Source organism: Rhizobium sp. WYCCWR 11152 (genome assembly GCF_013087615.1).
In the GTDB taxonomy this organism is placed as follows: Bacteria; Pseudomonadota; Alphaproteobacteria; order Rhizobiales; family Rhizobiaceae; genus Rhizobium; species Rhizobium indicum.
This window is the reverse complement of the sequence record NZ_JABFCP010000002.1, coordinates 1-25,977: the sequence shown is the minus strand read 5'-3', so window position 1 is coordinate 25,977 and position 25,977 is coordinate 1. Positions and strand designations below refer to the sequence as shown.

The 25,977-nt window shown below is 59.7% G+C and carries 22 protein-coding genes and 1 pseudogene; 10 read left to right on the top strand and 13 right to left on the bottom strand.

What is annotated here, in order from left to right; genetic code table 11:
* Positions 1-73: 73 nt before the first annotated feature.
* The gene (locus G9X67_RS00295) at positions 74-1,381 is read right to left on the bottom strand and encodes an epoxide hydrolase family protein (RefSeq protein WP_171597716.1); all 1,308 of its coding nucleotides are present in this window, start codon (positions 1,379-1,381) and stop codon (positions 74-76) included.
* A 193-nt stretch (positions 1,382-1,574) separates the two neighbouring features.
* On the opposite strand from G9X67_RS00295, the gene G9X67_RS00290 reads away from it, so the two are divergent.
* The 4 genes from G9X67_RS00290 to G9X67_RS00275 all read left to right on the top strand — a co-directional run bounded on the left by G9X67_RS00290 (position 1,575) and on the right by G9X67_RS00275 (position 6,050).
* A complete protein-coding gene (locus tag G9X67_RS00290) occupies positions 1,575-4,427 on the top strand; it encodes a winged helix-turn-helix domain-containing protein (RefSeq protein WP_171597715.1) in 2,853 nt (950 codons plus the stop codon).
* 228 nt (positions 4,428-4,655) lie between these two features.
* Positions 4,656-5,117, top strand: coding sequence for a TspO/MBR family protein (locus G9X67_RS00285; RefSeq protein ID WP_171597714.1), 462 nt, complete (start codon positions 4,656-4,658; stop codon positions 5,115-5,117).
* Between the two features lie 262 nt (positions 5,118-5,379).
* A complete protein-coding gene (locus tag G9X67_RS00280) occupies positions 5,380-5,634 on the top strand; it encodes a plasmid stabilization protein (RefSeq protein WP_171597713.1) in 255 nt (84 codons plus the stop codon).
* Positions 5,631-6,050 (top strand): type II toxin-antitoxin system VapC family toxin, encoded by a 420-nt coding sequence (locus G9X67_RS00275; RefSeq protein ID WP_138331080.1) that lies wholly within the window; start codon positions 5,631-5,633, stop codon positions 6,048-6,050. The genes G9X67_RS00280 and G9X67_RS00275 overlap by 4 nt, the downstream gene beginning before the upstream one ends.
* Before the next feature lie 224 nt (positions 6,051-6,274).
* Here G9X67_RS00275 and G9X67_RS00270 read toward each other — a convergent pair whose 3' ends face one another.
* From G9X67_RS00270 to G9X67_RS00260, 3 genes are all read right to left on the bottom strand, one after another.
* Positions 6,275-6,538, bottom strand: a complete 264-nt coding sequence (locus G9X67_RS00270) for a hypothetical protein (RefSeq protein WP_171597712.1) — start codon at positions 6,536-6,538, stop codon at positions 6,275-6,277.
* Positions 6,539-6,599: 61 nt separating this feature from the next.
* Positions 6,600-7,151, bottom strand: a complete 552-nt coding sequence (locus G9X67_RS00265; RefSeq protein WP_138331081.1) for a DUF2087 domain-containing protein — start codon at positions 7,149-7,151, stop codon at positions 6,600-6,602.
* 412 nt (positions 7,152-7,563) lie between these two features.
* Entirely contained in the window at positions 7,564-8,622 is a 1,059-nt protein-coding gene (locus G9X67_RS00260) for a mandelate racemase/muconate lactonizing enzyme family protein (protein ID WP_348649076.1), read from the bottom strand.
* A 151-nt stretch (positions 8,623-8,773) separates the two neighbouring features.
* Here G9X67_RS00260 and G9X67_RS00255 point away from each other — a divergent pair, with 151 nt between their 5' ends.
* The 5 genes from G9X67_RS00255 (at position 8,774) to ugpC (G9X67_RS00235) (ending at position 13,754) form a co-directional block, all read left to right on the top strand.
* Entirely contained in the window at positions 8,774-9,469 is a 696-nt protein-coding gene (locus tag G9X67_RS00255; protein WP_138331083.1) for a GntR family transcriptional regulator, read from the top strand.
* A 228-nt stretch (positions 9,470-9,697) separates the two neighbouring features.
* The gene (locus G9X67_RS00250; protein ID WP_246705325.1) at positions 9,698-10,813 is read left to right on the top strand and encodes a sugar ABC transporter substrate-binding protein; all 1,116 of its coding nucleotides are present in this window, start codon (positions 9,698-9,700) and stop codon (positions 10,811-10,813) included.
* 59 nt (positions 10,814-10,872) lie between these two features.
* The gene (locus tag G9X67_RS00245; RefSeq protein ID WP_171597709.1) at positions 10,873-11,790 is read left to right on the top strand and encodes a sugar ABC transporter permease; all 918 of its coding nucleotides are present in this window, start codon (positions 10,873-10,875) and stop codon (positions 11,788-11,790) included.
* Positions 11,787-12,638, top strand: coding sequence for a carbohydrate ABC transporter permease (locus G9X67_RS00240; protein WP_171597708.1), 852 nt, complete (start codon positions 11,787-11,789; stop codon positions 12,636-12,638). The genes G9X67_RS00245 and G9X67_RS00240 overlap by 4 nt, the downstream gene beginning before the upstream one ends.
* Positions 12,639-12,647: 9 nt before the next feature.
* A complete protein-coding gene (ugpC, locus tag G9X67_RS00235) occupies positions 12,648-13,754 on the top strand; it encodes a sn-glycerol-3-phosphate ABC transporter ATP-binding protein UgpC (protein ID WP_138331086.1) in 1,107 nt (368 codons plus the stop codon).
* A gap of 457 nt (positions 13,755-14,211) precedes the next feature.
* Here ugpC (G9X67_RS00235) and G9X67_RS00230 read toward each other — a convergent pair whose 3' ends face one another.
* The 7 genes from G9X67_RS00230 to G9X67_RS00200 form a co-directional block, all read right to left on the bottom strand.
* Positions 14,212-16,455 (bottom strand): glycoside hydrolase family 95 protein, encoded by a 2,244-nt coding sequence (locus G9X67_RS00230; protein WP_171597707.1) that lies wholly within the window; start codon positions 16,453-16,455, stop codon positions 14,212-14,214.
* A 2-nt stretch (positions 16,456-16,457) separates the two neighbouring features.
* Positions 16,458-17,555 carry a sn-glycerol-3-phosphate ABC transporter ATP-binding protein UgpC gene (gene ugpC, locus G9X67_RS00225; RefSeq protein WP_171597706.1) on the bottom strand — a complete coding sequence of 366 codons (1,098 nt, stop codon included), beginning with the start codon at positions 17,553-17,555 and terminating at the stop codon, positions 16,458-16,460.
* Between the two features lie 37 nt (positions 17,556-17,592).
* A complete protein-coding gene (locus G9X67_RS00220) occupies positions 17,593-18,627 on the bottom strand; it encodes a LacI family DNA-binding transcriptional regulator (RefSeq protein WP_171597705.1) in 1,035 nt (344 codons plus the stop codon).
* A 140-nt stretch (positions 18,628-18,767) separates the two neighbouring features.
* Complete coding sequence (locus G9X67_RS00215; RefSeq protein ID WP_171597704.1) at positions 18,768-20,819, bottom strand: beta-galactosidase trimerization domain-containing protein; 2,052 nt, start codon at positions 20,817-20,819, stop codon at positions 18,768-18,770.
* A gap of 4 nt (positions 20,820-20,823) precedes the next feature.
* Positions 20,824-21,645, bottom strand: a complete 822-nt coding sequence (locus G9X67_RS00210; RefSeq protein ID WP_138331091.1) for a carbohydrate ABC transporter permease — start codon at positions 21,643-21,645, stop codon at positions 20,824-20,826.
* A complete protein-coding gene (locus G9X67_RS00205) occupies positions 21,642-22,601 on the bottom strand; it encodes a sugar ABC transporter permease (protein ID WP_171597703.1) in 960 nt (319 codons plus the stop codon). The genes G9X67_RS00210 and G9X67_RS00205 overlap by 4 nt, the downstream gene beginning before the upstream one ends.
* On the bottom strand, positions 22,601-23,908 hold the full coding sequence (locus G9X67_RS00200) for an extracellular solute-binding protein (protein ID WP_138331093.1): 1,308 nt from the start codon (positions 23,906-23,908) through the stop codon (positions 22,601-22,603). The genes G9X67_RS00205 and G9X67_RS00200 overlap by 1 nt, the downstream gene beginning before the upstream one ends.
* Positions 23,909-24,062: 154 nt before the next feature.
* Here G9X67_RS00200 and G9X67_RS00195 point away from each other — a divergent pair, with 154 nt between their 5' ends.
* On the top strand, positions 24,063-24,902 hold the full coding sequence (locus G9X67_RS00195) for an SDR family NAD(P)-dependent oxidoreductase (RefSeq protein WP_171597702.1): 840 nt from the start codon (positions 24,063-24,065) through the stop codon (positions 24,900-24,902).
* A 57-nt stretch (positions 24,903-24,959) separates the two neighbouring features.
* Here G9X67_RS00195 and G9X67_RS00190 read toward each other — a convergent pair.
* Positions 24,960-25,506 (bottom strand): annotated as a pseudogene (locus G9X67_RS00190) (MFS transporter); the annotation flags it as partial.
* 44 nt (positions 25,507-25,550) lie between these two features.
* The coding region (locus G9X67_RS00185; protein ID WP_171597701.1) for an aldo/keto reductase at positions 25,551-25,977 on the bottom strand (427 nt) is incomplete at its 5' end.

The following is a 25,977-nucleotide window of genomic DNA, read 5'->3' as shown; positions in this document are numbered from 1 at the left end:
TGCGCGTGACGTCGGCGCTTGCGCCAGGCGTCACGGCGTTGACCGCGTGGTAGCTCAGCCGGTTTCGAACACCCTAACTCGTACGGAGCGTCTTCAGGCCAACACGCAGTTCTTCGGTGAAGAGCATCGGCTGTTCCCAGGCGGCGAAGTGCCCGCCCTTGGCGAGCTTGTTGTAGTGGATAAGATTGGGATAGGCCTTCTCCGCCCAGCTCCGCGGAGTCTGGTATAGCTCGTCGGGGAAAACGCTGACGGCAACGGGAACATTCACCCCCTTGGGGCTGAAGAAGGCCAGCTTGTTTTCCCAGTAAAGACGAGCCGCCGAGACGCCGGTGTTGGTCAACCAAAACAGCGTGACATTGTCGAGCACGTCGTCGGGGGTCAGGCCTTCAGGCGTTCCGTCGAACGACCTTGCGATCAGCTCCAGACTGCGGGCGTCGTGGTCGATCATGAAAGTCGCAAGACCGATGGGGGAATCCGCGAACGCTGCCGCCGTCTGCGGCCTCGTGCCCATCCAGAGCGCATAATATACGTGCTTATAGAAGAAGACGAGCTGGTCATAAGAACTTCTCTCTTCGTCGGAGAGACCGGATGGGGCCGGAGCGCCGGAGAACGAAGCCTGATCGATTTCTGCCGGTATGGCACCGGGCATATTGACGTGGATGCCGACCAACGCCTTCGGCGCCTGCACGCCGATCATCTCGGTGACGACGGCGCCCCAGTCGCCGCCCTGAGCCGCATAGCGGTTGTAACCGAGGCGCTGCATGAGCACGATCCATGCGTTGGCGATCCGCTCGGGACCCCAACCCGTTTCCGTCGGCTTGCCCGAGAAGCCGTAACCCGGCATCGAAGGTATCACGAGGTGGAAGGCGTCCGTAGCAGTACCGCCATGTGCGGTCGGATCGGTGAGGGGTCCGATGATCTTCATCTGTTCGATGATCGAACCTGGCCATCCATGCGTCACAATGAGAGGCAGAGCGTCTTCGTGCTTGGAGCGTATATGCATAAAATGGATGTCGAGACCGTCGATCTCGGTGACAAAATTCGGCACCGAATTGATGCGCGCTTCGATCTTGCGCCAGTCGTAGCCGTTCTCCCAGTAGCGCAGGAGCTGCTTGATAGTCTTAAGCTGGACGCCCTGCGTCTTATCGGAAACGGTCTCCTGCTCCGGAAGCCGAGCGTGAGCCAGCCGGCGACGGAGGTCGGTCAGGTCGGCCTCCGGAATGTTGACTTTGAACGGACGGATGGCATCTCCGCCGGAAGCGGCCACAACAGGTCCCGCCGGGAACAGACTTGCGGCGCTTGCGATGGCGATGCCGGTTGCGGCCGCGCCCAAGAGCGTGCGCCGATTTCCGTCGACTGTGTCCGATGTCACCTTAGGCATGATTTTCTCCTCGGGAGTAGCGGGTGAGCGGCTGCACCTCTGTGCTGACAGACAACTACTCTCGCACCCCGCAGACCGCCCGTTATGCATTGTTAGATTTTGTTAGCGGCCGCCGAAGTGCTCGCACGCACTGATGCGTGGCGATGGTCGACCGTCTCAGCTATCATGAGGATGACCATGAAAGGTCAGCGCCATGACAGAAGGGGGCGGTCCGGCCACCGACGATATATCGTTCGGTCCATTCCAGTTGAGAGCGAACGAGCGTCTTCTGACCAGGGAGGGGGCCGTCGTCGAGCTGGGAGGGCGAGCCTATGACATTTTGATCGCCCTCACGTCCTGTCCTAACGAGGTCATAAGCAAGCAGGACCTGATCTCCCGCGTTTGGCCCAATGTCGTAGTCGAGGAGGGAAGCCTCAGGTTCCATATAACCAGCCTTCGCAAGGCACTGGGCGACGGCAAGGACGGCGCTCGGTTCATCAAGACCCTGTCGGGGCGCGGATATTGTTTCGTCGCAGCCATTACTCGAGCCGCGCACTCGCGCCTTCCGATTGTGCCCGTCCCCGTCGATTTCCCGCATGCGAACCTTCCGAGCCCCGTGAACCGGGTCATCGGAAGGGATAAGGACGTAGTACAAATCGCCGCACAGCTCGAAGCATCATGTCTGGTCACGATCGTCGGTGCAGGCGGAATGGGAAAGACGACGGTCGCCATCGCCGCGGCACATGGCCTGAACAATGAGTTCGCGGGCGCCGTCCTATTCGTCGACCTCGGAATGCTGAGCGATGCTCGCCTTGTGACGACGGCGATCGCATCCATGTTGGGCCTACAGGTCGGTGCGGGCGATGCGCAGGCCAGCCTGATCGCGTTCCTGCGCGACAAACGTGCCCTCATAGTCCTCGATACGTGCGAACACCTCGTCGAGGCGGTGGCGCGGCTTTCCTCTTCCCTCATCATGGCAGCGCCTTACGTTCGCATCCTCGCGACCAGTCGCGAAGCCCTCCAGGTCGAAGGAGAAAGAGTCTACCGTCTGGAACCCCTTGCTTGCCCGCCTGATGATCGTATGGCCTCGGCGGAGACGGTCCGGCAATTTCCCGCCACCCGATTGTTCGTCGAGCGCGCGGTGGCCAACGACGCCCATCTCGATATCGACGAGGTGGATGCGCCGATCGTTGCGGACATTTGCCGCAAGCTCGACGGGGTCGCCCTGGCTATAGAACTGACCGCAAGGCGAGTTGAAGCCTTTGGTCTTCGCCAGACCGCCGAACTCCTCGACGAGCACCTGGCGCTCCAATGGACGGGTGCCCGCACCGCGCAGCCGAGGCACAGGACACTTCAGGCCACCCTCGACTGGAGCTATGACCTCCTCGCTCCCCTTGAGCGCACCGTGCTTCGACGCCTTGCGGTATTCGCGGGCCATTTCACCCTCGACGCCGCGGTGGAAGTCGTGGCGGGTGACGGTCTAGCGCGTTCCGACGTGTTCGGAGCGATCGACAGCCTTGTCGCAAAGTCGATGGTCGCCACCCGTCCCATCGGGGCGACGTTGCGCTACCGCCTCCTCGACACGACGCGAGCCTATGCCTTGGCGATCCCGCTGGAGACTGACGAACGTACTAATCTCGCGGTTCGACACGCCGACTATTTCGGGCGCTGGCTTGGCCAGAGTGCCGGAGACTGGGCAACGAGGAAGACAGGTCCCGAACGCGCGTCCTATTTCGCCGCGCTCAATAACGTTCGCGCCGCTCTTGAGTGGTGTTTCGGCGAAAAAGGCGAAATCGAAGTCGGCGTGAGGCTCGCGGCCGCGGCCTGCCCCGCCTTGCTTGCGATGTCGCTGATGCCCGAAGCCTTTCGCTGGTCGCAACGTGCCATCCTGGCACTCGACGACAGCACACGGGGAGGCGTCGATGAGATGCACCTCCAAGCGGTGTTCGGCATTGCGGCAACGCATCTCCACGGAAAGATCGATGCCGCGCTGATCGCCTTGAGCCGCGGGCTGGAGATCGCCGAGAAGATGGACGACGTCGTCAATCAGGTCGGGCTCCTGAGCATGTTACGGACTTACTACTTCCGAAGCGGCGACTTCAGGACGGCCTACGTGTACGCACGCCGCTGCAAGACCGTGGCCGACACGATCCGAGATTTCGCTGCCTCGGCACAAGCGCGATCAATCCTGGGAAGATCGCTCCATCTGGCCGGCGACTTGGCGGCCGCGCATGTCGAGCTTGAGGCGAGTCTGGTCGACTGGTCGCGAGCAGGTCGGACAACCATCTATCTGTCTCATGAACTGCACTTCCCCAGCGAAGTGACGATGGCGAGAAACCTCTGGCTGCGTGGGTTTCCCGATCAGGCAGCGGAATGCGCCCACAAGGTTATCGAGAGCGCGGTGCGAACCGACCGGGCCGCCGCTTTGGTAGTTGCCTTGGGGTGGGCCGTCTCTGTTTTCATTTGGAACGGCGATTGGGAGAACGCTCAGAAGCACGTCGAAGCGCTCGCATATCAGGCCGAGACCAATTCGCTGGGACCGTTCATCGCGGCGGGGCGGGCTCGCCGCGGTGAACTCGCCATTCTTCGAGGGGCAGCAAACGCGGGGATCCTGGAGTTGCGAGCCGGTTTGGCGACCATTCAATCGATCGGTTACGAAGTGCTGACGACTGAGTTCAATATCTCTCTCATTCGAGGATTGCATGCGGTCGGCCGGGTGACCGAAGCCCGGGAACTGATGGAGCGCACCATTCGAAATATAAACATCAACGGCGATGACCTCTACATGCCGGAACTTCTCCGGGTTAAGGGAAACGTACTTCTAGCCGTTCCAGAACGACGCGACGAAGCGCAGACATGCTTCCAGCGCTCAATCGACATGAGCCGTCGTCAGGGTGCACGCGGCTGGGAACTGAGGGCGGCGACCGACTTTGCAAGCATGATGAGTAGAAGTGGAAATTACGGCGCCGCTCGGGAAGTGCTTCAACCTGTTGCCGATCACTTCGTTGAAGGTTTGGAGACGGCGGACGTTAGAAAGGCCGAGCAGCTCTTGGCTGAAGTGAGCTGAACCGAGCGGAAGATCTCCTACCACGAACAAAGGTGACGCCCGGACCCGCAAGAGATGTTTGGTGTTCGGTTGAACTGAGGAGGACCCTCATTTCAGTCCTTTCAACTATCATTCAACAGCCGTATGTACCGCCGCTCGAGGTGCGGCTAGATGCATCATCGCGATCTTGCACGGCTATCTGTTCGAGAACATAACCCGTGAAGACATAAAGCATGGAGGCTCAGGCGAATGAGCAGTATAAGGGTTCGGCCGCCTCTTCTGGCGATTTTTGTCATCGGCGTCGTGGGTGTCGGATTCGCGATCGGACTAACCATCAGGCCGGGCCCGTGGTACGAGTCGCTTGTAAAGCCGTTCTTCACCCCTCCAAACTGGGTGTTCGGTCCAGTGTGGACAGTCGTATATGTGCTGATCGCGATAGCGGGCTGGCGTGTAGCGTTGAGCGAAGGTTTCAGCTCGTCAGCGTTCCGTCTTTGGGGATTGCAGATGGTCCTGAATTGGGCGTGGACCCCGATCTTCTTTGGTGCCCATTCTATCTCTCTGGGGCTGATAACCATCCTGAGCTTGTCGGTGGTTGCTATGTTTTTTATGGCCAAGGCTCGTGACGCGTGGGCGTTCTGGTGCTTCGCACCGTATATTGTCTGGCTGTGCTATGCTTCTGCATTGAACGCGGCAATCCTGGCGCTCAACTGAAATGGGTTATTTCCGAGGTGCGCCGCCGATCGGCTCGGGTATGGCGACCAAATCTTCCGGGTGAGTCACTATTTCTTCTCGGACGGATCGTCCGTTTCATCGAGAATACAAACGCTGGTTTCTTTGACACAGACGTCGAGGCCGGCGTAACGTTTCACAGCTGCGCTCGATGTGATTTCGTCCGCGCATCAATTTCCTTGACAATTGACATCATTGCGCATATGTTGATATCAACGACATCGTTTTTCCTAGATTGACATCAATGCCGGCGGTCACCATTCGCAATCTTTCTGATGAAACACATCGCGCCCTACGGGTGCGAGCGGCTCACCATGGCCGAAGCACAGAGGCCGAAATCCGTGACATTATCGAGGCCGCCGTTCGCCCGTCTGAACGTGTGAAGCTCGGATCTTTACTTGCGGCCATCGGTCGTGACGCTGAGCTCTCCGATAGCGACGTTGAAGCCTTGCAGCAAAATCGCGATAAGGCGCCTGCTGAGCCCATGACTTTCGAATGATCCTGTTGGACACCAACGTGATATCGGAGCCGTGGAAACCGGTTCCTGATGGAGCAGTGGTCGCCTGGTTGGACGCCCAAGCCATCGAAACTCTCTTCGTTTCCGCAATAACAATTGCTGAACTTCGTTTTGGGATCGCTGCTATGCCCTCAGGCAGACGGCAAACTATCCTTCGCGATCGCCTGGAGGACGAAGTGCTTCCGCATTTTGCCGAACGCATCCTGCCTTTCGGTCTTGCCGCCAGCCAATTCTACGCGGAATTGATGGCGCGCGCTCGAGTATCCGGGAAGGCGATCGGCAAGGCGGATGGATATATTGCAGCCACCGCCTTAGCGAACGGCCTTGCCGTCGCAACTCGCGACACAAGCCCTTTTGAGGCCGTTGGGTTGAAAGTGATTAACCCCTGGCTCCCATAAACATCATGTGGTTTTAGGTATCGTCGGTTCGACTCCCATCAAGACCGTCAAGGTTCCTGGCCGCGGCACCGAGATGTTCATCGAAGGCAACGCGGCGCCGGATGCCAGCCGCCGGGCGCAGGACCTCGGCATCGTGTCGGCATTGCCGACCACATCGAAGGTCGGCGTGCCAGCACGAACCGCGCTTTCCAGGATCCGACGGTGCGCAACGCCGTCGTCGAGCTTTACGCACCTTCAACGGCCGCGACATCGTCTGCGATGGAATGAATGGACAGTTCGTCAGGAAACGGGTTGTAGCCCAACAGGATGAAGTCCCGTCCATCAGGCATGATCCCAGCCATTCGATCGGCATCGTTTGCGACGCGCGCGGTTTCGGGCCGCATCACGAAGCCTTGCCCACAGTTGATAATGAGGATGGGGTCTTGCCCGTGGCCGACCTTAGCGAACGGAATGCGGTCGAGGAATTTACCTGTTTGTACTGCTTGCATGTCTGATGACGGCTGGGATCGCCCGGCCGGTCCCTTTAAGGTCGGGTTGGTTCTTGATTTTTTAGCGTGAAGCGAGACGACGGAGCGCCGAGGCTACGTTCACCGGGACCGGCTGTTCGACGCGGCGATAAACGCTGCCATCGCGGGTCCGTGTCACGAGGCCGAGTTCGTAGAGTTCACGTCTGAGAAGTGCGTAATCCCCGAACAGGTGCTTTTCCTGAAGCAGCCCGCTGACATCGCGTTCGGACAGTTCGACAGATGCAGGCATCTGTGACCAGAGGATCCAAAGGACCAGTATCTGATCGGATCGTCGGGAGGGCCAGCGCAGCAGGCGTCGGCTGTCGTTGAAGCAACGGACAACCCGGTCGACGAGCTTCTCGTCGACGGCCTCGGGGCGTAAGGAGAGGTCTTCCTCGTCGACCCCTACGATAGCGGAGGTTGGCTCTGCAATGGCGCGCAGGGCTTGCACGTTTCTATGTCCTGCCGCTTTCGCGACCATGTTGAGCATTTCGAGGTGGGAAGGTAATCCCTGATGCGCGACGAGTTGCGCGCGGAGCGATTTCGCGAATGTGGAGGTGTCGCTCACCTGGAGCGGAATGAGGGTTCTGGACATGACCTATCCTTCTGCCGCGCCGTTCCTAACGAATCATCGGTGATCGCCCTTCCGACATGGCACGGGATGGGTGTCCATATCTCGATATCGAGCAGGTTTAGCATGTTCCGGAGAACGGCGATGCCTGGGTGAACTGCGGACCCTTGATGGTCCTGATACCATCGGATTTCCGGTCGATCAAGTCTCAGAGCGAACGCCGTTGTTTATGCTATGCCCGCCAATCATGGGGTCAAAGACTCGGAACGAGATTCGTCGTGGTCTCCGATAATTTTCGCAGAAACCGGCGACCGGTGGACAGGCTGTGTCCGGGATCAGGACGCTGTCACCAGGCACGACAACGGTGAGGAAAACCGACGCCAGAAGGCTTTGCCAGGAGACATTACCGCATCGAACGGCCCAAGGGGCTTGCGCATCACATTCCATTCAAACGAGGAAGGCGTGAATTTTCAGGTGGTTCACCAAGTTCCGAACGATCCAGTCGCTTCGGGCGCGACCACTGCTCACGTGAAGCTTCGCTAAGAACGAGACCATGGCCTGGACGATCGGGAGCATAGGCGAATCCATCGCGGATTAAGATCGGCTGCTCCACAAGGTGATCAAAATTCTGGAACGAGTATTCGAGCCACTCGACTTCCGGGAGTGCGACGGCCATGTGGACGCCTACTTCCAGGAACGTATTTCCCAAGCTCACAGGAATGCCAAGCTCGGCAGCCAGCCATCCGATGCGCATGACGTCCGTGACCTGGCCATGAACATTGAGCAGATCGGTTCCGAAGTTCTCCATGAGGAGACGCTTTCCAGTGGCATCGAGATACTCGCCGCTGTTGATCTGCGTCCAGTTCACGGCGTGACGGAGCGTACGCAAGCCCTCGAAGTCATGGCGAAGAATCGGATCCTCTACCCACAGCAGATCATGGCCCGCATCGCGGATCACCGTCAATTTGACGAGCGCCTCCTTGGAATTCCAGGCTTCATTTGGGTCGATCATAATCTGCGACCCGGCGGGGACGACCTCTTTGAGCAGGTCGAGCCGGCGCATGTCCCGCTGGAAGTCGGGATGACCGACCTTGATCTTGAATGCCTGGTAGCCGAGCGCGGCGGCGTGCGAGAACAGTGCGCGGAATGCCTCGTCGCTCAGATGAAAGTCTAGACCGCTGGCATAGGCGCGGACCCGGTCACGGCGGCTTCCGAGCAGCTTATGCAAAGGCAATCCCACTTCCTTGGCCGCCAGGTCCCACAATGCGACCTGAAGAGCTTCATAAAACGGCAGCGAGAAAGCACGCTGATTGCCGCCTCGCGGGCGGTTGACGCGATGGACCAGCCCGATCGCTTCTTGCCCCGCGATCGCGGGCCATGCTTCATGCTTGAACACGGCTTCGATCTCTGCTTGATCCGGCAGGGGGTGAAAGAGCGTTTGAATAAAGCCGAGCCCAACGTTTCCCGTTTCGCCGATAAGTTCGAGAGCGGCCACGTTGACGTCATCTGCACGGACCTGACTGTCGCCGATTACCCTGTCGCGGGCGAATTGAAATCGGGTTATACGAAATCCGGATAGGGGCATGGAGCGTGCTCTCTGATCGCTTTACATTGATAATTGATCTATCAGAGGTATTATCGGACGGATGAAAAAATCGCAAGTGCGCAAAGCGAAGGCAACTGTACCGGAGGTCGCTGTCCCCCGGCTCAGCGATCTCGCCTATGATCGCATCCTCGAAAGCCTGTTTGAACGAAGGGTTCCTGTTGGCGCATTTATCTCCCAAAGCGAACTGTCCGAGATTGTCAGCGTGCCAGTTGCGCCGCTTCGCGATGCGTTGCGCATGCTGGAAGCCGAAGGCATTCTGACAATCCATCCTCGCTCCGGCATCCAGTTCGTGAGGCCCGGCCTTGAGCTAACGCGCTCGACGTACCAATTCCGCGCGATCATTGAACGCTCGGCCATTCGCGTGTTCGCCGAGGAAGCCGGCGAGGACTTGATGAACAGCATGGAAGTCCGGCATTCCAGGCTTTTGCGAAAGCTCGAGAAGGATGGTCTAACGCCTGACCATATTGCGGAAATGGACCTTCTCGAGCTCGATCTTCACGGTCAAATCATCGCCGCCTTGCGCAATCCACTCATCGACACCGCATACCGGCGGATGCACAACTATCTGCGTTTGTTGCGATTGGAGCGCAAGGTGACGCCCCCTATGCTTATTCGAACGCTGAAGGAGCATCTGGAAATCCTTGAAGCATGCTCTTCGAGAAACCCCGACGCGGCCGAGAAGGCGCTTCAAGCCCATTTCCAGGCGGCGATAAATCGCAATCTCGGCTTGGCTTGATCCCAGTCTGTCCTGGGGCAACTCTGGTGTTGCCGTACATTCAAAAGGCTGCTATCTCCATCTGATCGATCAGGTTGCCATTCTGATATCTGGGAGGATGAAGAGATGCAGATCACCAAACGCGAATTCCTTGTTGCGACAGCAGCGCTAGCGCTTGCCAGCGGTGTCCGCTCCGCAAGTGCTGCCACAGCGATCAATTATTGGCATCACTTCGCCAGCCAGTCGGAAATGGCCGGCCTGGTGAAAATCATCGAGCTGTTTGGGAAATCCCATCCAGGCATCACGGTCACACAAGAGAGCATTCCGAATTCGGAATATATGGCCAAGGTTTCGTCGGCGGTCGTGGCCGGCGGGCGGCCCGACACCGGAATGGTCATTGCGGAACGCTTTGCCGATCTGACGGCGATGGGCGCACTGACCGATATCACCGAGCGGGTGAAAGGATGGAAGGGAAAAGCCAATCTGCCGGAGAACCGGTGGGCTGGCATGTCTCAGGACGGCGCGATTTACGCGGTTCCGGCCTATGCTTTCGTCGACTGGATGTACTACCGGAAAGACTACTTCGAAGAAGCAGGCCTTTCAGGTCCACCAAGGACTTTTGATGAGTTTGTCGCCGCTTGCCGGAAGCTTACCGATCCGGCAAAGGGGCGCTACGCTTTTGGAATGCGCGGGGGCGCGGGGGCGTTCAAATACGTCATCGACGTCATGGAGGCCTTTGGCTCGCCAATTGTAAAGGACGGTCAGGCGGCCATCGACAAGGCTGCCGCGGTGGAGGCGATCACCTTCTACTCAAGTCTGTTCTTGAAAGAGAAAGTCGTTCCTCCAAGTGCGCCGAACGACAGCTATCGGCAGATCATGGAGGGTTTCCGAACTGGCCAGACAGCCATGGTCTGGCACCATACCGGATCGCTGATCGAAATCTCGGCCGCCTTGAAACCGGGAGAGCAGTTCGCCACGGCTCCCATGCCCGCGGGACCGAAGGCACATATCGCGCGTGTTGCCTATGCCGGCAACGGCATCATGAAGGACGACAATATCGACGCTGCCTGGGACTGGATCAGCTTCTGGGGAGAAAAGGACGCGGCGATAGCCTTGTTGGAAGCGACGGGTTATTTCCCGGCATCAACGGCAGCGCTTGAGGATGATCGCATCAAGACCAATCCAATCTACCAGGCCGCTTCGCAGACGCTCGACTTCGGTCGTCTGCCGAACAGCTTCGTCGGCGCTGCGGGCTGGTCCGAAAATGTCGTCAATCCAACGTTCCAATCCGTTCTGACAGGTCAACTCACCCCTGAGCAGGCAGTCGAGCGTATGATCGAGGGTCTGGAAACCGCGCTCCGGTAGGGAAGCCGACACGACGAGAAGTCGTCGCGTCCTAGAGGACGGCAAGCCGCCGTGAAAAAATGAAGCCAGCCTTGCACCGTGATCCACTCACCCTTCTCGGCGACCTGTCTGAAACACGCTACTGGGTCTACTTCCTGCTGTTTCCGAGCCTGATCCTGCTTTTGCTGGTGGTCGCCTACCCGACCCTTTATGGCTTCGTCATCAGCGTACGTGAAATGCGTCTCACCCGACCAGGTCTCAACGGCTGGGTCGGGGCAAAGCACTACGTCGCGATGATGTCGGATCGCGTGTTTTGGATATCGTTGAAGAACACCGCGATCTGGGTGGCCGCAGCCATCGCAATCGAGGTGACGCTTGGCTTCATCGCCGCGATCGCGCTGAACCGCAATGTTCCAGGCACGAAGCTATTTGGTGTGTTGATCCTGCTTCCCTACTTTTTGCCGAACGTTGTCGCAGGGCATATGTGGGCGCTTTTGCTCGACCCTCGTCTGGGTGTCATCAACGATCTGCTGGTGCGGAGCGGCGTGTTGGGCACCTACAAGGCATGGTTCGCCGATCCGGCCACAGCCTTGGCTGCGACTATCCTTGTCGAGGCATGGCATGGGTTTCCATTCTTCGCGCTGCTGTTTCTGGCCGGTCTCAAAGGCATCCCCGAGGATCTTTACAAAGCCGCCGCGGTCGACGGCGCAGGGCCGGTTCGGCAGTTCCAACTGATCACCGTGCCGATGCTGAGAGCGGTGATCACCGCGGCCGTTATCCTGCGCGTGATCAGCCTGGTGAACTCACCCGATTTGCTGCTTGTCCTGACAGGTGGGGGGCCAGGAAACGCCACGCAGGTGCTGTCGCTCTACGCCTTCCAAACCGCTTATCGCGAATTCAACTTCGGATATGCCGGGGCACTGTCGGTCGTCATGTTTGTCATCCTCATGGTGTTCGCAACCCTCTACATCAGGTTCACGCGGGTCTCGAAGGAATGACAATTTTCAAAACCCGTCGCGGTCGCCGCCTCATGGCCGACATCCTGACCTATGCCGTGCTCTTGACGATGACGACTTTCTGCCTTGGACCCATCGTCTGGATGTTTTTGACGTCCCTGAAGAACGAAGCCGACATCGTGACCTCCCAGATGCAGTACATTCCCCGCACGATCACCTTGCAGAACTACCGCGCAATCTGGACGCAGTCGAATTTTCCGGTGCTGATCACCAACAGCCTGGTGGTGACGACGATCACGGTGGCGATCTGCGTCCTGACTGGAACGCTTGCAGCCTACGCATTCTCGAGGCTATCGTTCAGGGGCCGTGACAGACTAATGCTCAGCTACCTCCTGGTGCGGATGTTCCCGGCTGTCATGGTGATCATTCCGCTCTTTGTGATGATGCGGACCGTTGGCCTCGTCGACAGCCGCTTCGGCTTGGCGCTTGCCTATACCAGCTTTCTGCTGCCGCTGTTCGTCTGGATGCTTAAAGGCTTCTTCGACGCGGCCCCGAAGGAGCTGGAAAGCGCCGCCCGTATCGATGGGTCAACCAGATTGGGCGCCATGGTGCGCATCGTCTTGCCGCTCGCGCGCAACGGTCTTGTCGCCAGCTCGGTGTTTATCGCGATCGCCGCCTGGAACGAGTTCATATTCGCGCTGATGCTGACGACCGGACAAGGGTCGAGGACCTGGCCGGTCGGTCTGCAACTGATGGTCGGAGAGTTTCAATTGCCATGGGGCGTTCTTGCTGCGGGCGGCATGCTCAGCATTCTGCCAGTCGTCGTTCTGTTTGCGTTCGTCCAGCGCGCGATGGTTCAGGGCCTCACCGCAGGCGCGGTCAAGGGTTAGGAGACGATCATGTCGAGCTTGTCCATCAGGGATATTCAAAAGTCTTATGGCGCATTCAAGGTGCTGCACGGAGTAGACGTCGACCTCGAGGATGGTGGCTTCCTCGTTCTCCTTGGACCGTCAGGATGCGGCAAGTCGACCTTGCTCAATATCATTGCGGGATTGGATGAGCCGTCGTCTGGTGATATTGCGATCGGGGATCGATCCGTGACGGCCCTCGCGCCGAAGGATCGAAACATCGCCATGGTGTTCCAGTCCTACGCGCTCTATCCGACCATGTCGGTTGAGCGGAACATCGGCTTTGGCCTCGAGATGCGTGGCGTTCCGGAGCAGCAGCGCAGGGCGGAGGTGCAAAAGGCGGCCGAACTGCTGCAGATCGGCCACCTTCTCGATCGGCTTCCAGCCAACCTCTCCGGCGGTCAGAGGCAACGCGTTGCCATGGGGCGGGCAATTGTCCGCAGCCCGGATCTGTTTCTCTTCGACGAGCCGCTCTCGAACCTTGACGCGAAGCTGCGCGTCGAGATGAGGACCGAGATAAAAAGGCTGCACGAACGCCTCGGCACGACCATCGTCTACGTGACCCACGATCAGATCGAGGCGATGACGCTCGCGACCAAAGTCGCCGTGATGAAAGGCGGCTATGTCCAGCAGCTTGCCGATCCCAGGACCATCTACGAACGACCTGCGAACATGTTCGTCGCCGGCTTTATCGGATCTCCTGCGATGAACTTCATCAGGGGCAAATTGATCTCGGACGACGGCGGCTCCCGGTTTGAGAGCGGTGGCGTGATCGTGCCTGTCAGTATACCAGATAGCGCAGCCAGGCGCCGGGATTGTGTCCTTGGGGTAAGACCGGAAGAGCTTAAGGTCGTCGAGAGGGATGATGCCGCGATCCACGGAGTGATAGACGTCGTGGAACCAACGGGTCCGGACACGATGGTCACCGCTGTGGTTGGCGGCCACGCGATCGTGGCCAGAGCTGAAGCGCGCTTCCAGGGTCGCAGAAGTGATCAGGTTCGCTTCAGCGTCGATGCGCAGAGCATCAACCTGTTCGATGCTGAAACTCAGGATCGAATAGAAACGCGATTTCTGTTGGCAAGCAGGGCCTTTGACTGAAATTTCGACTGCCTTGACTGCGAGAAGAAGCCATCGGTTGGCCAGCGATGTTTGCTATGGCTTTAACTCTCAGTCATGGGCGGAGCCATTGAATCTCCAATGGACAGGCGCGGCTAACATATTTGATTGGCCGCATGCTCGCCGGGCGAGAGGCCGCTCCTCCGATGGCCTGTTGTCGCGAACGATGCGCCGCGCAGGCGCTGATTTGCATCACTTTTCAAGCAAGAGTGTTCTGACGCCAAGCGATGGGTCTCGGCCGTCTTTTCCAAAAGCTGCGTGACGCGATCAAATACAGCGTCGCCTGCAGCCTTCGGGTCCTTGCGCTCGAGTGCCAGCACCATCTTTTCGAGTTCGACAATCTCGGCGACGTCCGGCGTGTAGCCGCCAAACCCGTCTCCGACAGATCCGACAACCCGTTTGCCGTACGAGCTCAGCCCAGCCCGTCGTCCGCGCGGATTTAGCGGAACTCGCTTCCGCCCTCGAAAAAACTTTCGCCAGCGGCGAGATCGACACTGCGTCGCGTTTGGCCGAAGCGAAGGATCGAACTGACATTGCGCGAGGCCGTGAGCCTAATCGTCAGCGGTTCGCCGCCCTCCCAGTCAAGGTCGAGCAGCATGCCGCCGCGAAGGCGCAAGCCACGGATCCTGCCGCCCGGCCATGCCGTCGGCAACGCAGGGAGTAAGTGGATTTCCCCCGGGCGCGACTGCACGAGCATTTCCAGGATGCCTGCCGCACCGCCGAAATTTCCGTCGATCTGAAAGGGCGGATGAGCGTCGAACAGGTTTTTGTAGCTTCGTTCCGGTGTGAGAAGCAGTTTCAGTACGTTGTGGGCATGGTTGCCATCGCGCAGCCGCGCCCAAAGGTTGATGCGCCAGCCGATGCCCCACCCCGTTGCGTCGTCCCCGCGGATCTCCAGTGAACGGCGGGCGGCGGCCGCGAGTTCGGGCGTTCTGTCCATGTCGATCTGCCAGCTCGGATAGAGGCCGTAGAGATGCGAGACATGGCGGTGATGCATCTCCGGCGCCTGCATGTCCCAGTCTTCGAGCCATTCCTGCAACTGGCCATTCGCGCCGATCCTGTCGGGTGCAAGGCGCGGCAGCACACGATCGATGTCGGCGACAAGATCGGGCTCTCCACCGATTGAGACTGCGAGAGGGCGCAGGAGACCCAAAAAATCGCGGATGAGTTGGCTATCCATTGCCGGACCGGCGCAAATCGAAGCTCCGTACGGGTGGGCGTTTTCGGGTGAAAGCGATGGGTTCGTCACCAGATAATCCGTGCCGGGAAACGGGACGAGCACGTCGAAGAGGAAGTGCGCCGCCTCCCGGGCGATCGGAAATAGTCGACGTCGCATCGCTTCGGCGTCATCAAGGTAGTCGCATGCGTCCAGCAGCTGCGCCATCAACCAGATACCGCCCGTTGGCCAGAGTCCCCATTTGGCGCCGTCGATCGGTCCCGTTGCGCGCCAGAGATCGGTATTGTGATGCATGACCCAGCCGCGGGCGCGATAGTGTACGTGTGCCATCACCTTCCCGGTCTCGGCAAGCTCTTCGGCCATTTCGACGAGCGGCTCGAGGCACTCGCGCAAATTGGCCGGTGCCGGCAGCCAATAGTTCATCTGGAGATTGATGTTGGCTGTGTATTTGCTGCCCCAGGGCGGATCTGTTTGCGCATTCCAAATGCCCTGCAGATTGGCCGGTTGCGTCCCGGGACGCGACGAGGCAATCATCAGATAGCGGCCGAATTGCACATAAAGCGCCGCCAGCGCCGGATCATCGCCGCCAGCGAATCCAGCGATACGTTGGTCGGTTGGAAGCGACGCTGCAGGCGTCGATCCGAGATCAATGGCGAATGCGCTAAACAGTCGCCGATGCTCCTCGATATGGTCGTCGCGTAACGATACGAAGTCGCGCGAAGCGGCTCTTTCGAGCCTATCGACGATATCGCGCTCGGGATGTCCCAACACGTCGTCGTAGCGCCGGAAGCTCGTCGCCGCATCGAGAAAGACCAGAACCTCGTCAGCGCCTTCTACCGACAAGGCTCCCCCCGAAGCGTTTACGGTTCCACCGCTGTTGATAAGCCGGACGCCAAAGGCGAACCGGAGAGCGGCGGCAATGCCGGATTCCGCTTTGCCCTTCCCCGAAAAGCTCAACTGAGATCCCTGGCCGATGCGCATCTCCCCCTGCTGCGGACTGTCGATGGAGATCCGGCAGCTGATCGCGCGTTTCCGGTCAGCCGAGAGGCGTAGGACGAGCACACCGTCGACCGGCGACACGAAGGCTTCGCGCAGGTAGGCGATGCCGTCGGCGGTGTAAGACGAGGTAGCGATGGCGGTATCGAGATCGAGCGCGCGCCGATACCCGGAGACGCTTTCGGCGCGCTTGAATTCGAGGCGGAGATCGCCGATCGGCTGGTAGGACATCTGCTTGATCGACCGTGCCATCAGACGTTTCTCGGCCAGCGCCTCAGCGTCCGCATAGTGGCCGTCGAAAATCAGCTGCCGCACGGTTCCCAGATGACCAAAAGCGTCTGGATTGACGGGCTGATAGGGACCGCCGGCCCAGAAGGTGGATTCGTTGATCTGTAGGTGTTCGCGCAGGGGATCGCCGAAGACCATGGCGCCGAGCCGGCCGTTGCCGAGCGGCAGCGCGTCCGTCCACAGCTGTGCGGGCGCATCGTACCACAGAAGATCAGACGTCATGGCTACCCCACCGGAAGGGTGTTTGCCGGGCGCGCCCCGCGGATGCGCTCACCGTCCCCACCGAAGAGCAGGGCCCTTCGTGCGGGGAAACCGGCGGTGACGGTTTCCCCGGGGCGGCGGATGGTCTCGGAGCGGTCCTCGATGATGACGGCCTGCCCGGAACTCAGCGTGCCATAGATGAAACGGGTGCCGCCGAGATTTTCCACCACGTCGACCTTGAGGTCGATTGCGCCGCCAGCATCGTCGCGTCCGGTGAAGTGCTCGGGCCGAATGCCGGCCTTGATAGGGATTTCGCGTTCGCCCTGCAAGAGACCCGTCTTGAAGACAGCGCCGCAATCGAGCCTGACCACCCCATTGGGGTCCAGCGTGCCATCCAGGAAATTCATGCGCGGGGAGCCGATGAAACCGGCGACGAAGAGGTTGTCGGGGTCGGCATAGAGCGTATCCGGTGTCCCTGTCTGCTCGATCTTGCCTGCCCGCATGACGACGATCTTGTCGGCCAGCGTCATCGCTTCCGTCTGGTCATGTGTGACATAGATCATCGTTGCGCCGATGCGCCGGTGCAGCTTCGCGATCTCGACACGCATGGACACCCTGAGTTCAGCGTCGAGGTTCGACAGCGGCTCGTCGAACAGGAAGACGGCGGGATTGCGCACGATCGCCCGGCCGATGGCGACACGCTGACGCTGACCACCGGAGAGTTGCGCCGGCTTGCGCTTCATCAGCGGTTCTATCTGCAGTGTTGCCGCCGCAACGGCAACACTGCGCTGGATCTCGGCCTTTCCAAGGCCCGCCATGCGCAGCGAGAAGCCGATATTCTGCTCGACGGTCATATGCGGATAGAGCGCGTAGTTCTGGAAAACCATGGCCACGCCGCGCTCGATCGGATCGGCTTCGTTCATGCGCCGCCCGTCGATCCTGAGGTCGCCTGCCGTGATCTTTTCGAGGCCGGCGATCATCCGTAGCAGCGTCGATTTTCCACAGCCGGAAGGGCCGACGAACACCGTGAACGAGCCATCGTCAACGCTCAGATTGAGATTGCCGATCGCCTCGAAGCTCCCATAGGTTTTGTCGATATTCTGCAATTCTACGCTGGCCAATATTTCCTCCCTTTGACCGCTTGGCGAGCAGAGCGCGTCAGGTGATCCGTCGCGTCGAGCCTCGCAGGATGATGTCGCATTCGAGAACGATGCTGCGCGTCGCGCCGCTCGAGGATTCCGTCAAGCGTTCCACAAGAATGTCCGTGATCTTTTCCGCAATGCCGGCGACCGGCTGCGCGACCGCGGTAATTCCAGCTTCGTAGAGCCGGAAGATCGCTACATCGTCGAAGCTCGCCAGCGAGATATCGTCGGGCACGTGACGGCCGTTCTCCTTCAGCCAACTGAGCGCCCCGACCGCCATGCCGTAATTGGCGGAGAAGATAGCTGTGGGTGGGCTTTCCAGCGACATCAGTCGCTTGGTCGCCTCGTAGCCGCCATCCATGCGCCAGTTGCCGCGCACTGCCAGGGAAGCATCCACCACGATGCCCCGGTCGCGCAGCGCCTGCTCGTATCCGGCCAGGCGTTCGATGCCAGAGGAATTGCGCGGGTCACCCGTCAGCATGCCGATGCGCGTATGGCCGAGATCGATCAAATGGCTGATTAGGCGGTAGCTCGCGCGGTGGTTTTCGACCATCACCCGGTCCGCCGCGAGCCCACGCACGTCGTTATTGTAGAAGATGATCGGCACGTCATGTTCAATCAGGTCGTCTACCCGGTCATAGACTTCGGCCGTACCATCCATGATCAGCGCATCGACGCGCTGCGCGGCGAAAAAGTCCAGCGCTTCAGCAACAACGCGCGGATCGCCGCCATGGCAATAGGTCAGGAGCGCGCGTCCAGTCGAGCGGACCGAATTGGCTAGGTGCTCCAGCATGCGGGCATGAAACTCATCGAAGGTCGGAACCAGAAAGCCGATCATATGGGTTAGATCGGTACGGATAGACGCTGCCGCTGCATTTCGCCGGTAGCCGAGCTCCTGGATCGCCCGCTCGATCTGCTCACGGTTTGAGCGACGGACCGTCTCGCCGTTGAGATAGCGCGACACGGTGCCGACAGCGACGTCCGCCACCCTGGCAACGTCGATGATCGTGGCTCCCCGCCTCCTTCCGGCCGTCCGATCCGTTTCATGCATTTCAAGCGGGCTCCCGCAGTTATTCATCGGATTGTGACGCGTTTTCGCGTCCATCTCCCTCGTATAGCCCGGCGCCCGGCCGCTCACCAGCATTGAGAACGGCGGTGCGAAGTCTGACACATGGAAGGCGTCGATCCTCATTACGCGCCTTCGAAGACCACGGCACTATGGATGCGCAGTCGTGGTACCGTGATGCTGATGGCGCCGTCTGGGCCGGCTTCCCAGGCCAGATCCTCTCCGGTCATGGCATCGAAAACCCGCTTCGGCTTTGCCGGCAACCGCACGCTGGCGTTAACCGGGCCGATCGCCGGGATGTCCTCGATCATTTCCATCACCCGTGTCGAGCCGTCATCGCCACGAACATCCTTGCCGCGGATCTGCGGCGGTCCATAAAGAAGATGCAGGATGTGGCGATTGTGCCCAATCTGCCTGGTCAGCGTTGCCCGGCCGGATGAGGGAAGATCGGTAACCATCGCCGGATCGGGAACGAGACGATCGAGAAGCCCGCGAACAACATATTTATAGAGCGGCTGACCAATGGCCCGGTAAAGCCGAAAGATAGGGTAGGCGATATAAGCAATGCCCCCATGCTCGGTCACGGCAGCGCCAAGCATATCAGCGGCTGTATCGTCCGGAGCATGCTGGTGCGAGCAGAAATGTTTGTAAGACCGGTTGAAGTAGGAGGGGTAGATAGCGGCCAGCACCGTTGCGTCGACCGGGCGGACGGTTTCGGCTTCATCGTAGAAAACGAAAGCCGTTTCCGGCATGGACGGATCAAGGTCCTTGCCCGCCTTCACATAGCTCGGTTTGAACGCGACTGGCGTTGGCTGCCGCTCGATGCCGAAATCGACAGCAAATGCACCATCATCCCCGATGCCCGAATGCCAGGAGGCGATGATCTTGCCGCCACTGGCGAGATAGGCTTTCAGCCGCGACGCAAGGGCCGCATCGACCGGGATTTCGTCCGGCAGGATCAGCAGTCGGTATTCCTCGAAACGAGCGGAACTGTCGAGCACGTCGAAGGGCCGCTTCAGTTCCTGCAGTATCTGTGCCGCGCCATCGTCGCTCGGATGATTGCGCGCGCCCTTAGGGTTCATATGCTCGGCCGACAATATGGCGATCTCGGAGACCTGCTTGGCGCCATGCAGAAACGGCTCCAGCTTTTCGACGCGTCGATAGGCCGGCGCGATCGAGGCATAGGTATCAGGATTGATGGCGCCGTTCGGATGCAACTGGTCGCCGACCAGACACTTCGATCCGAGCGCGATCATTTGCGCACATTCATATTCCAGCGCATCAGGGTGCTTGAAACCGCCGAACTCGCCCCACGAGGTGTGGAACTTGCCTGTATGAGCCAGGAAATCCATGCCGAGCGTTGCCGCGTAGCGCGCGCTGGACGGAAAGTGATCGTAACCCCAACCGCCGGTCGGCAGGCTTTCGAGCTCGAGATGAGAATAGGTGGAAAAGCGCTTCGGGCCCTGCTTGTGGATATGTCCGCAATTGTAGAAGACGCGGAGATTGGGGAACTCCTTGAACAGCGCCTCGCTCGTTTCGCGGCGGAACTGTCCGTTGACGGCCTCGTCGTTCTTCAGCCGGTCCGCCGAATTTTCTGGATCGAGACCCTCGCACTGCATGCGCTCGATGCAAGCCGGGCAGACACAATCCGGCGTGAGGATGATATCGAAGAACAGACCCTGCGTGGGATAGCTTTGCGCGACTTCGCGCGCCTGGTCGAGAATGTATTTCCGTAGACCGGCATGGTTGAGGCAGAGCGTATGCCACGCCGGGCTGAGCTGTTTGCCCGCCGAAGGGTCGTCGGGACGATCGTGATGGTATTGGTTCGACGCGGTCATGGCGCGCCATTCGGGATGTTCGCGCGCCGTCAGCTCGTCCCACTGTACCGATATATAAATCGGGCTTTCGATATCGGCCGCCGACAGCGCCTTCACCATGTCGCCGAGGAGGTCCGGACGGGCCAGCTGCGGATGCGGCTTGCCGACCTTGGTCGGATAGTAGGACCAGCCGTGATGGCACTTGGCGAAGATCGTGATCGAGTCGACATGAGCCGCCTTCAGCGTTGAAACGAAGATATCCGGATCGAAGTCGGCGCCGATGCCGGGAATATGTTCCGACGTATGGAAGTCGAGATGGATCTGGCGGTAGCGCAACGGCTTGTTTGTGGTGTTCGGCATGGTCCTATTCCTTTGCGCCGGTGCGGGTTTGAGAGCCGGCGGCGAACTGACGTTGGAAGACAAGAAAGACGAGGAGGGGAACGATTGTCGTGATGATCGCCGCCACCGAGCGCAGGTCCCAATTGATCTCGTAGCTGCCGGAGATGCGGGCAAGCAGCACGGGCAGGGGTACGTCGTTGCGCAGGAAAAGCATCGGCAGCAGCAAGGCGTTCCAGGTCCAGAGGAACTGCAGGATGCCGACGGCGAAGATCGGCGACAGGCTGTTCGGCAGTACCACGTGACGGAAAGTCGCAATTGGTCCGCAACCGTCAATCTTGGCTGCTTCTACTAGTTCGCGCGGGAAATCCTCGAAGAAACTTTTGACGAGGAAGATCGACCAAGCGAAGGACATCCCGACATAGGGAATGAGAACGGAGAGAATGTTGTCGATCAGCCCGAGATCGCGCCACAGCGTGAAGAGCGGAATGATGACAACCTGCTGCGGCAACACGAATGCGTTGATGATGATGATCAGCAAGATGCGGCGGAACGGGAAATTGAGGAAATGAAAGGCGTAGGCGGCTGCCGGCGTCAAAACCATCGTCAGCGCCGTCGCGATCCCCGCCGTTTTCATCGTCACCCACATGGATTGGGACAGCGGATATTTGTCCCAGACGCGGTGCCACGCATCGAAGGTCAGATCGAAGCGCTCGAAGTGCCACCAGCCAAGCGAGACGCCCTCGGGAGGACGCAGGGAGGTAACAACGATACCGACGATTGGGATGACCCAGATGCAGGCGATGATGCCGACGAAGATGACAATCCAGCGGGGGGCCTTGCCGATCATTTCGCACCTGTCGTTCGCTGGATGATGGCGGGGATCGAGACGATGAGCACGGCCAGCAGCAGGATGACGGTCGCGGCGGCGCCATAGCCTAATTTGAACTGGGTCATGGATTCCCGGTACATGAAATAGCCGACCGTCTCAGTTGAGCGCACCGGTCCGCCGCCCGTCAGGATGTAGATGATGTCGAAGGCGCGCAGCGCACCCAGAAGATTGATGAAAACCGCGACACGCACGCCGGGCATCGACAGCGGCATCATGATATGGCGCATGGTCGAGAGCGGCTTGGCGCCGTCCATATAGGCTGCTTCGAGCACGGATTTCGGGATTGCCTGGATGGCGGCGAAGATCAGCATCAGGGGCAAGCCCACGCCACTCCACGATGCGGCTATGATGAGCGCCCACAGTGCCGTATTGGCGTCACCGAGCCAAGCATGCGAGAAGCCGGAAAACCCGAAAAGCTGAATCAGCGAATTGAGCAGGCCGCCGGCGTCGGCCCTGTAGATGCCGATCCACATGTAGCCCGAAACTGCCTCCGAAATACCGAAGGCGGCAAAGATCATCACGCGGAACGGCAGTGTCTGTCGTGGCGCGAACGCGCACGTCATTGCCAGAGCCCAGCCAATCGAGACGGAAATCACCGTCGTCCCGATCGTGAATATCAGGGTCGTTAGCAGCGTGCTGCGAAAGGCGGCATCCGAAAACAGCCGCACATAATTGCCGAAGCCGATGAAGGAAGGCTTCCGCAGGCCCTGTATGTCCCAGAAGCTCAAGCGGATAGTCTCCACCAGCGGATAGACGACGGCGACGGCAAAGAGCACGATGACGGGTGCGATCAGGATAAATGCGGCGGGCGTGTCCCTGAGCAGACCCCGACGGCCTAAAATGCTGACCGCTAGCGGGGAAACCTGCATCACGCCCGCCGCTTCCCGCGCGGGGGAAGCGGAGGTGCCGGCCATCAGTAGGATCCCTGGGCCTTGGTTTCGATTGCCGCAAGGACGGTATCGATATTAGCAGGGGAGGGATCCTGCAGAAATTTCTGCAACTGCACGCGATATTCATCGACGAGGTCGCCGGGCAAGAGATCTCCGAGCACGAATTGCAGCTTCGAGCTTGCGACCGCTGATGTCGCCACCTTTTGCGTCTCGCCATACAGCGACGTGTCGATATTGCTGCTTGGTGACGCATAGCCGTTCTTGGCAAGAATGTTGGCGGCCTCGGCGCTTGTCCAGAAATCGAGGAAGGCGTCTGCTGCCTTCGGATTGGGGCCGTTTGCCGTGACGAGCAGTTCCTTGGTATCGACGCTCGACGTGTCGTCATGACCCATGCCGAGGGCTGGGAACTGGAAGAGACCGTAATCCTTACCTTCGGTGAGTTTGTAATCGTTCTTGGCGCGGTTATTCATCCACATGCCGATCAGCAGGTAATTTTTGGAATTCGCCTGGAAGATTTGGTCGGCTTCCCCGTCCCAGTCGTTGGCGAGCATGCCGTTCGGCGCGCCGCAGCAGCCCGCGGTCAACATTTCGGCATATTTTGTAAGCGCATTCTTCACGGCCGGATCGGTCCACGAAATTTCGTGCGCGCCTAGCTTCGAAGCCGTCTCGACGCCTGCCGTTCTCAGTAGCAGCGTTTCGAACCATTCGGCATGCGCCCAGTATTTGCCGGGAATAGCGACCGGAGCCGCGAACCCAGCTTTTGTAAGCTTCGCAAAGCTGGCGACGAACTCGTCCCAGCTCCTCGGCGGCTCGGTGATGCCCGCCTTGGCAAGGTGCTCCTTCTTGTACCAGATGCCGGAGCGGTTGCCGAAGGTGTAGGTCAGGCCATAGGTCTTGCCGGCTATAGCGCCGAGATCCTTCCAGGATTGGCTGATGAGCCTGTCCCAGCCGAAGGACTTCCATTGGTCGTCGATCGGCCGCAGCATGCCGGCATCGAGCAGTTCCTTCCGGAAGGCCGGCCAGGTGTTGTAGAGAACATCGACCACTTCGCCGCCCATGAGTGCCGTGCGGATACCACCGCGCATGTCTCCTTGGCCGGTAATGGCAACTTCCCTGATCGTCACTTTCGGATATTTCACCGTAAATGCATTCTGGATCTGATGCATCATGTCGAGCTCGGAACCTCCGAGCCAATTCAGCACCACAAGTTCGCCGCTCACGGTATCCTGCGCGTTGGCGCTGGTCGCCAACGCCATCAATGCGGCACTTCCCGCACCCGCAAGCAGGGTGCGGCGACGTATCTCATGCGTGAATCCACTGCTGTTGGTCATGTCACATCCTCCCAAACGTTGACTTTGCCCTTCGCACTCAATTTAATTGAAACGTTATCATCTATCTTGAAACTAGCAAGGATTTTGTCAGATAGTGCTCACGAGCCGAACCGTTGCGTTGCGGCGGCGGCGCTGCACAAGATAGGAGGACAAAATGACCCGGCTTAAGGACAGCGTAGCGGTCGTCACCGGTGGCGGTAGAGGAATCGGTCGGGAGATCGCGCTCCGGCAGGCGCGAGAAGGCGCCAAGGTCGCGGTGCTTGCGCGAACCGCCACTGAGATCGAGGAAACAGCCTCGCTGATTGAAGATGAGGGCGGGCAGGCGATCGCTGTGACGACCGACGTTACCCAATACAGCGCCGTCGAAAACGCTTTTGCCCGGATCGCATCTGAGTTGGGTCCGGTTGATACTTTAGTCAACAATCACGGTTCTTTCCAGGCTTTCGGACCGATATGGGAGTGTGATCCTGTTGCCTGGTGGCGGGATGTGGAAATCAACTTGCAAGGGACGTTTCACACCTCCCGCACGGCTTGTTCGATAATGTTGGCGTGCGGCAGAGGCCGGATCATCAACCTCGTTGGCGGAGGGACAGGCAACAGTTTCCCACACGGTTCCGGATACGCATCGAGTAAAGCAGCGATCATGCGGCTGACCGAGTGTCTCAATGATACGACGATCGCTCATGGCGTACGCGCCTTTGCCGTCGACCCGGGGCTCGTACGCACCGACATGACGGAAAAGCAGTTGTTTTCGGAGGCAGGCAAAACTTATCTGCCCGCCATCCAGCAGCTCTTCGACGATGGCATCGATATCCACCCTTCTCGAGCTGCACTTCTTGTCGCAGACATCGCCGCCGGCCGTTTCGATGTGCTTGCTGGTCGCCTCTTGCGCGGCGTCGACGATCGAGATGTGCTCGAAAAGGAAATGGACGCTTTGGCTGAAGCCGATGGAAGGGCGTTGCGCTTCAGCGCGATAGAGCAACAGAAACTCTGAGGGCGATGAAACGGCGCTCCGAGCAGTCGCAGCGCTACCTCCGCCGGCAGCCCGGAGCGCCGCGCGATCTGTGCGTTGGGCCGCCGCCGAAACGGCGAGAGGATAGACCGCGCTGCAGCCGGCGCCCATCAAGGCAAAGCCCGCCAGCGCGACATAGGGATGCGGCGCCCCCGACACGGCGCAGATGCCGATCGCCGAAAGAACAAGCAACATCGTGGCGGACGGCCCGCGCGCCAAACCGATCGACCAGCGGATCGACGAACAGGCGCGCCAGCGCCATGCAGAAGGTAAAGAGCGTCAATCCCAATCCGCCAATGAACGGCTCGACCGAAAACACATCGCGCATATAGATCGCCGACCAGTCGATCCCGGCACCTTCGACGAGAAAGGCCGCGATGCCGATCACGCAGAGCGGCATTAGGCCCCAGGTGGGAAGCGCTACCAGCGGTGCCTTGCCTTCATGCAACGCGATCCGCGCCGGCGCATTCCGCATGCCGGAAATTGCCCAGATGCCGATGACAAGAACCGTGACAAAGGTGGCGGCGAGATGGAGTTCCATCGAAATGCCCGCTTGGCGGACGACCGATGAGACAAGCGCCGTGACGAGGCGAACCGGACGGCGGCTCGGCCACCGTCCCAGTCCACGAACTACCGCCCACCCTCGATCTTGCGGTGGCGCTGGTTGATGCCGCCCTTGCCGTAGGGGTAGTCGAAAGGCTGGGGCGCACTCACCTCGTTGAGCCGGGCCATGTCGTCGTCGGAGAGTTTGAGCTTCATGGCGCCCAAGTTGTCGGCGAGCTGTTCCGGCGTGCGAGCGCCGAGGATGACGGATGTGATTGCCGGCTGCGCCGCCGTCCAGGCGAGCGCCACCTGCGCCATGCTGACGCCATGCGCCTTGGCGATCTCCTCGACGACAGCGATGATCGCCCAGGTTCTCTCCATCGCATTGCGCGGCGCATAGGATTCGCCGCCGCGATTGGGGTTTTCGCCGAGGCGGGTGGCGCCCTTCGGCATCTCGTCGCGCTTGTACTTGCCGGTCAGCCAGCCGCCGCCGAGCGGCGACCACGGCAACAGA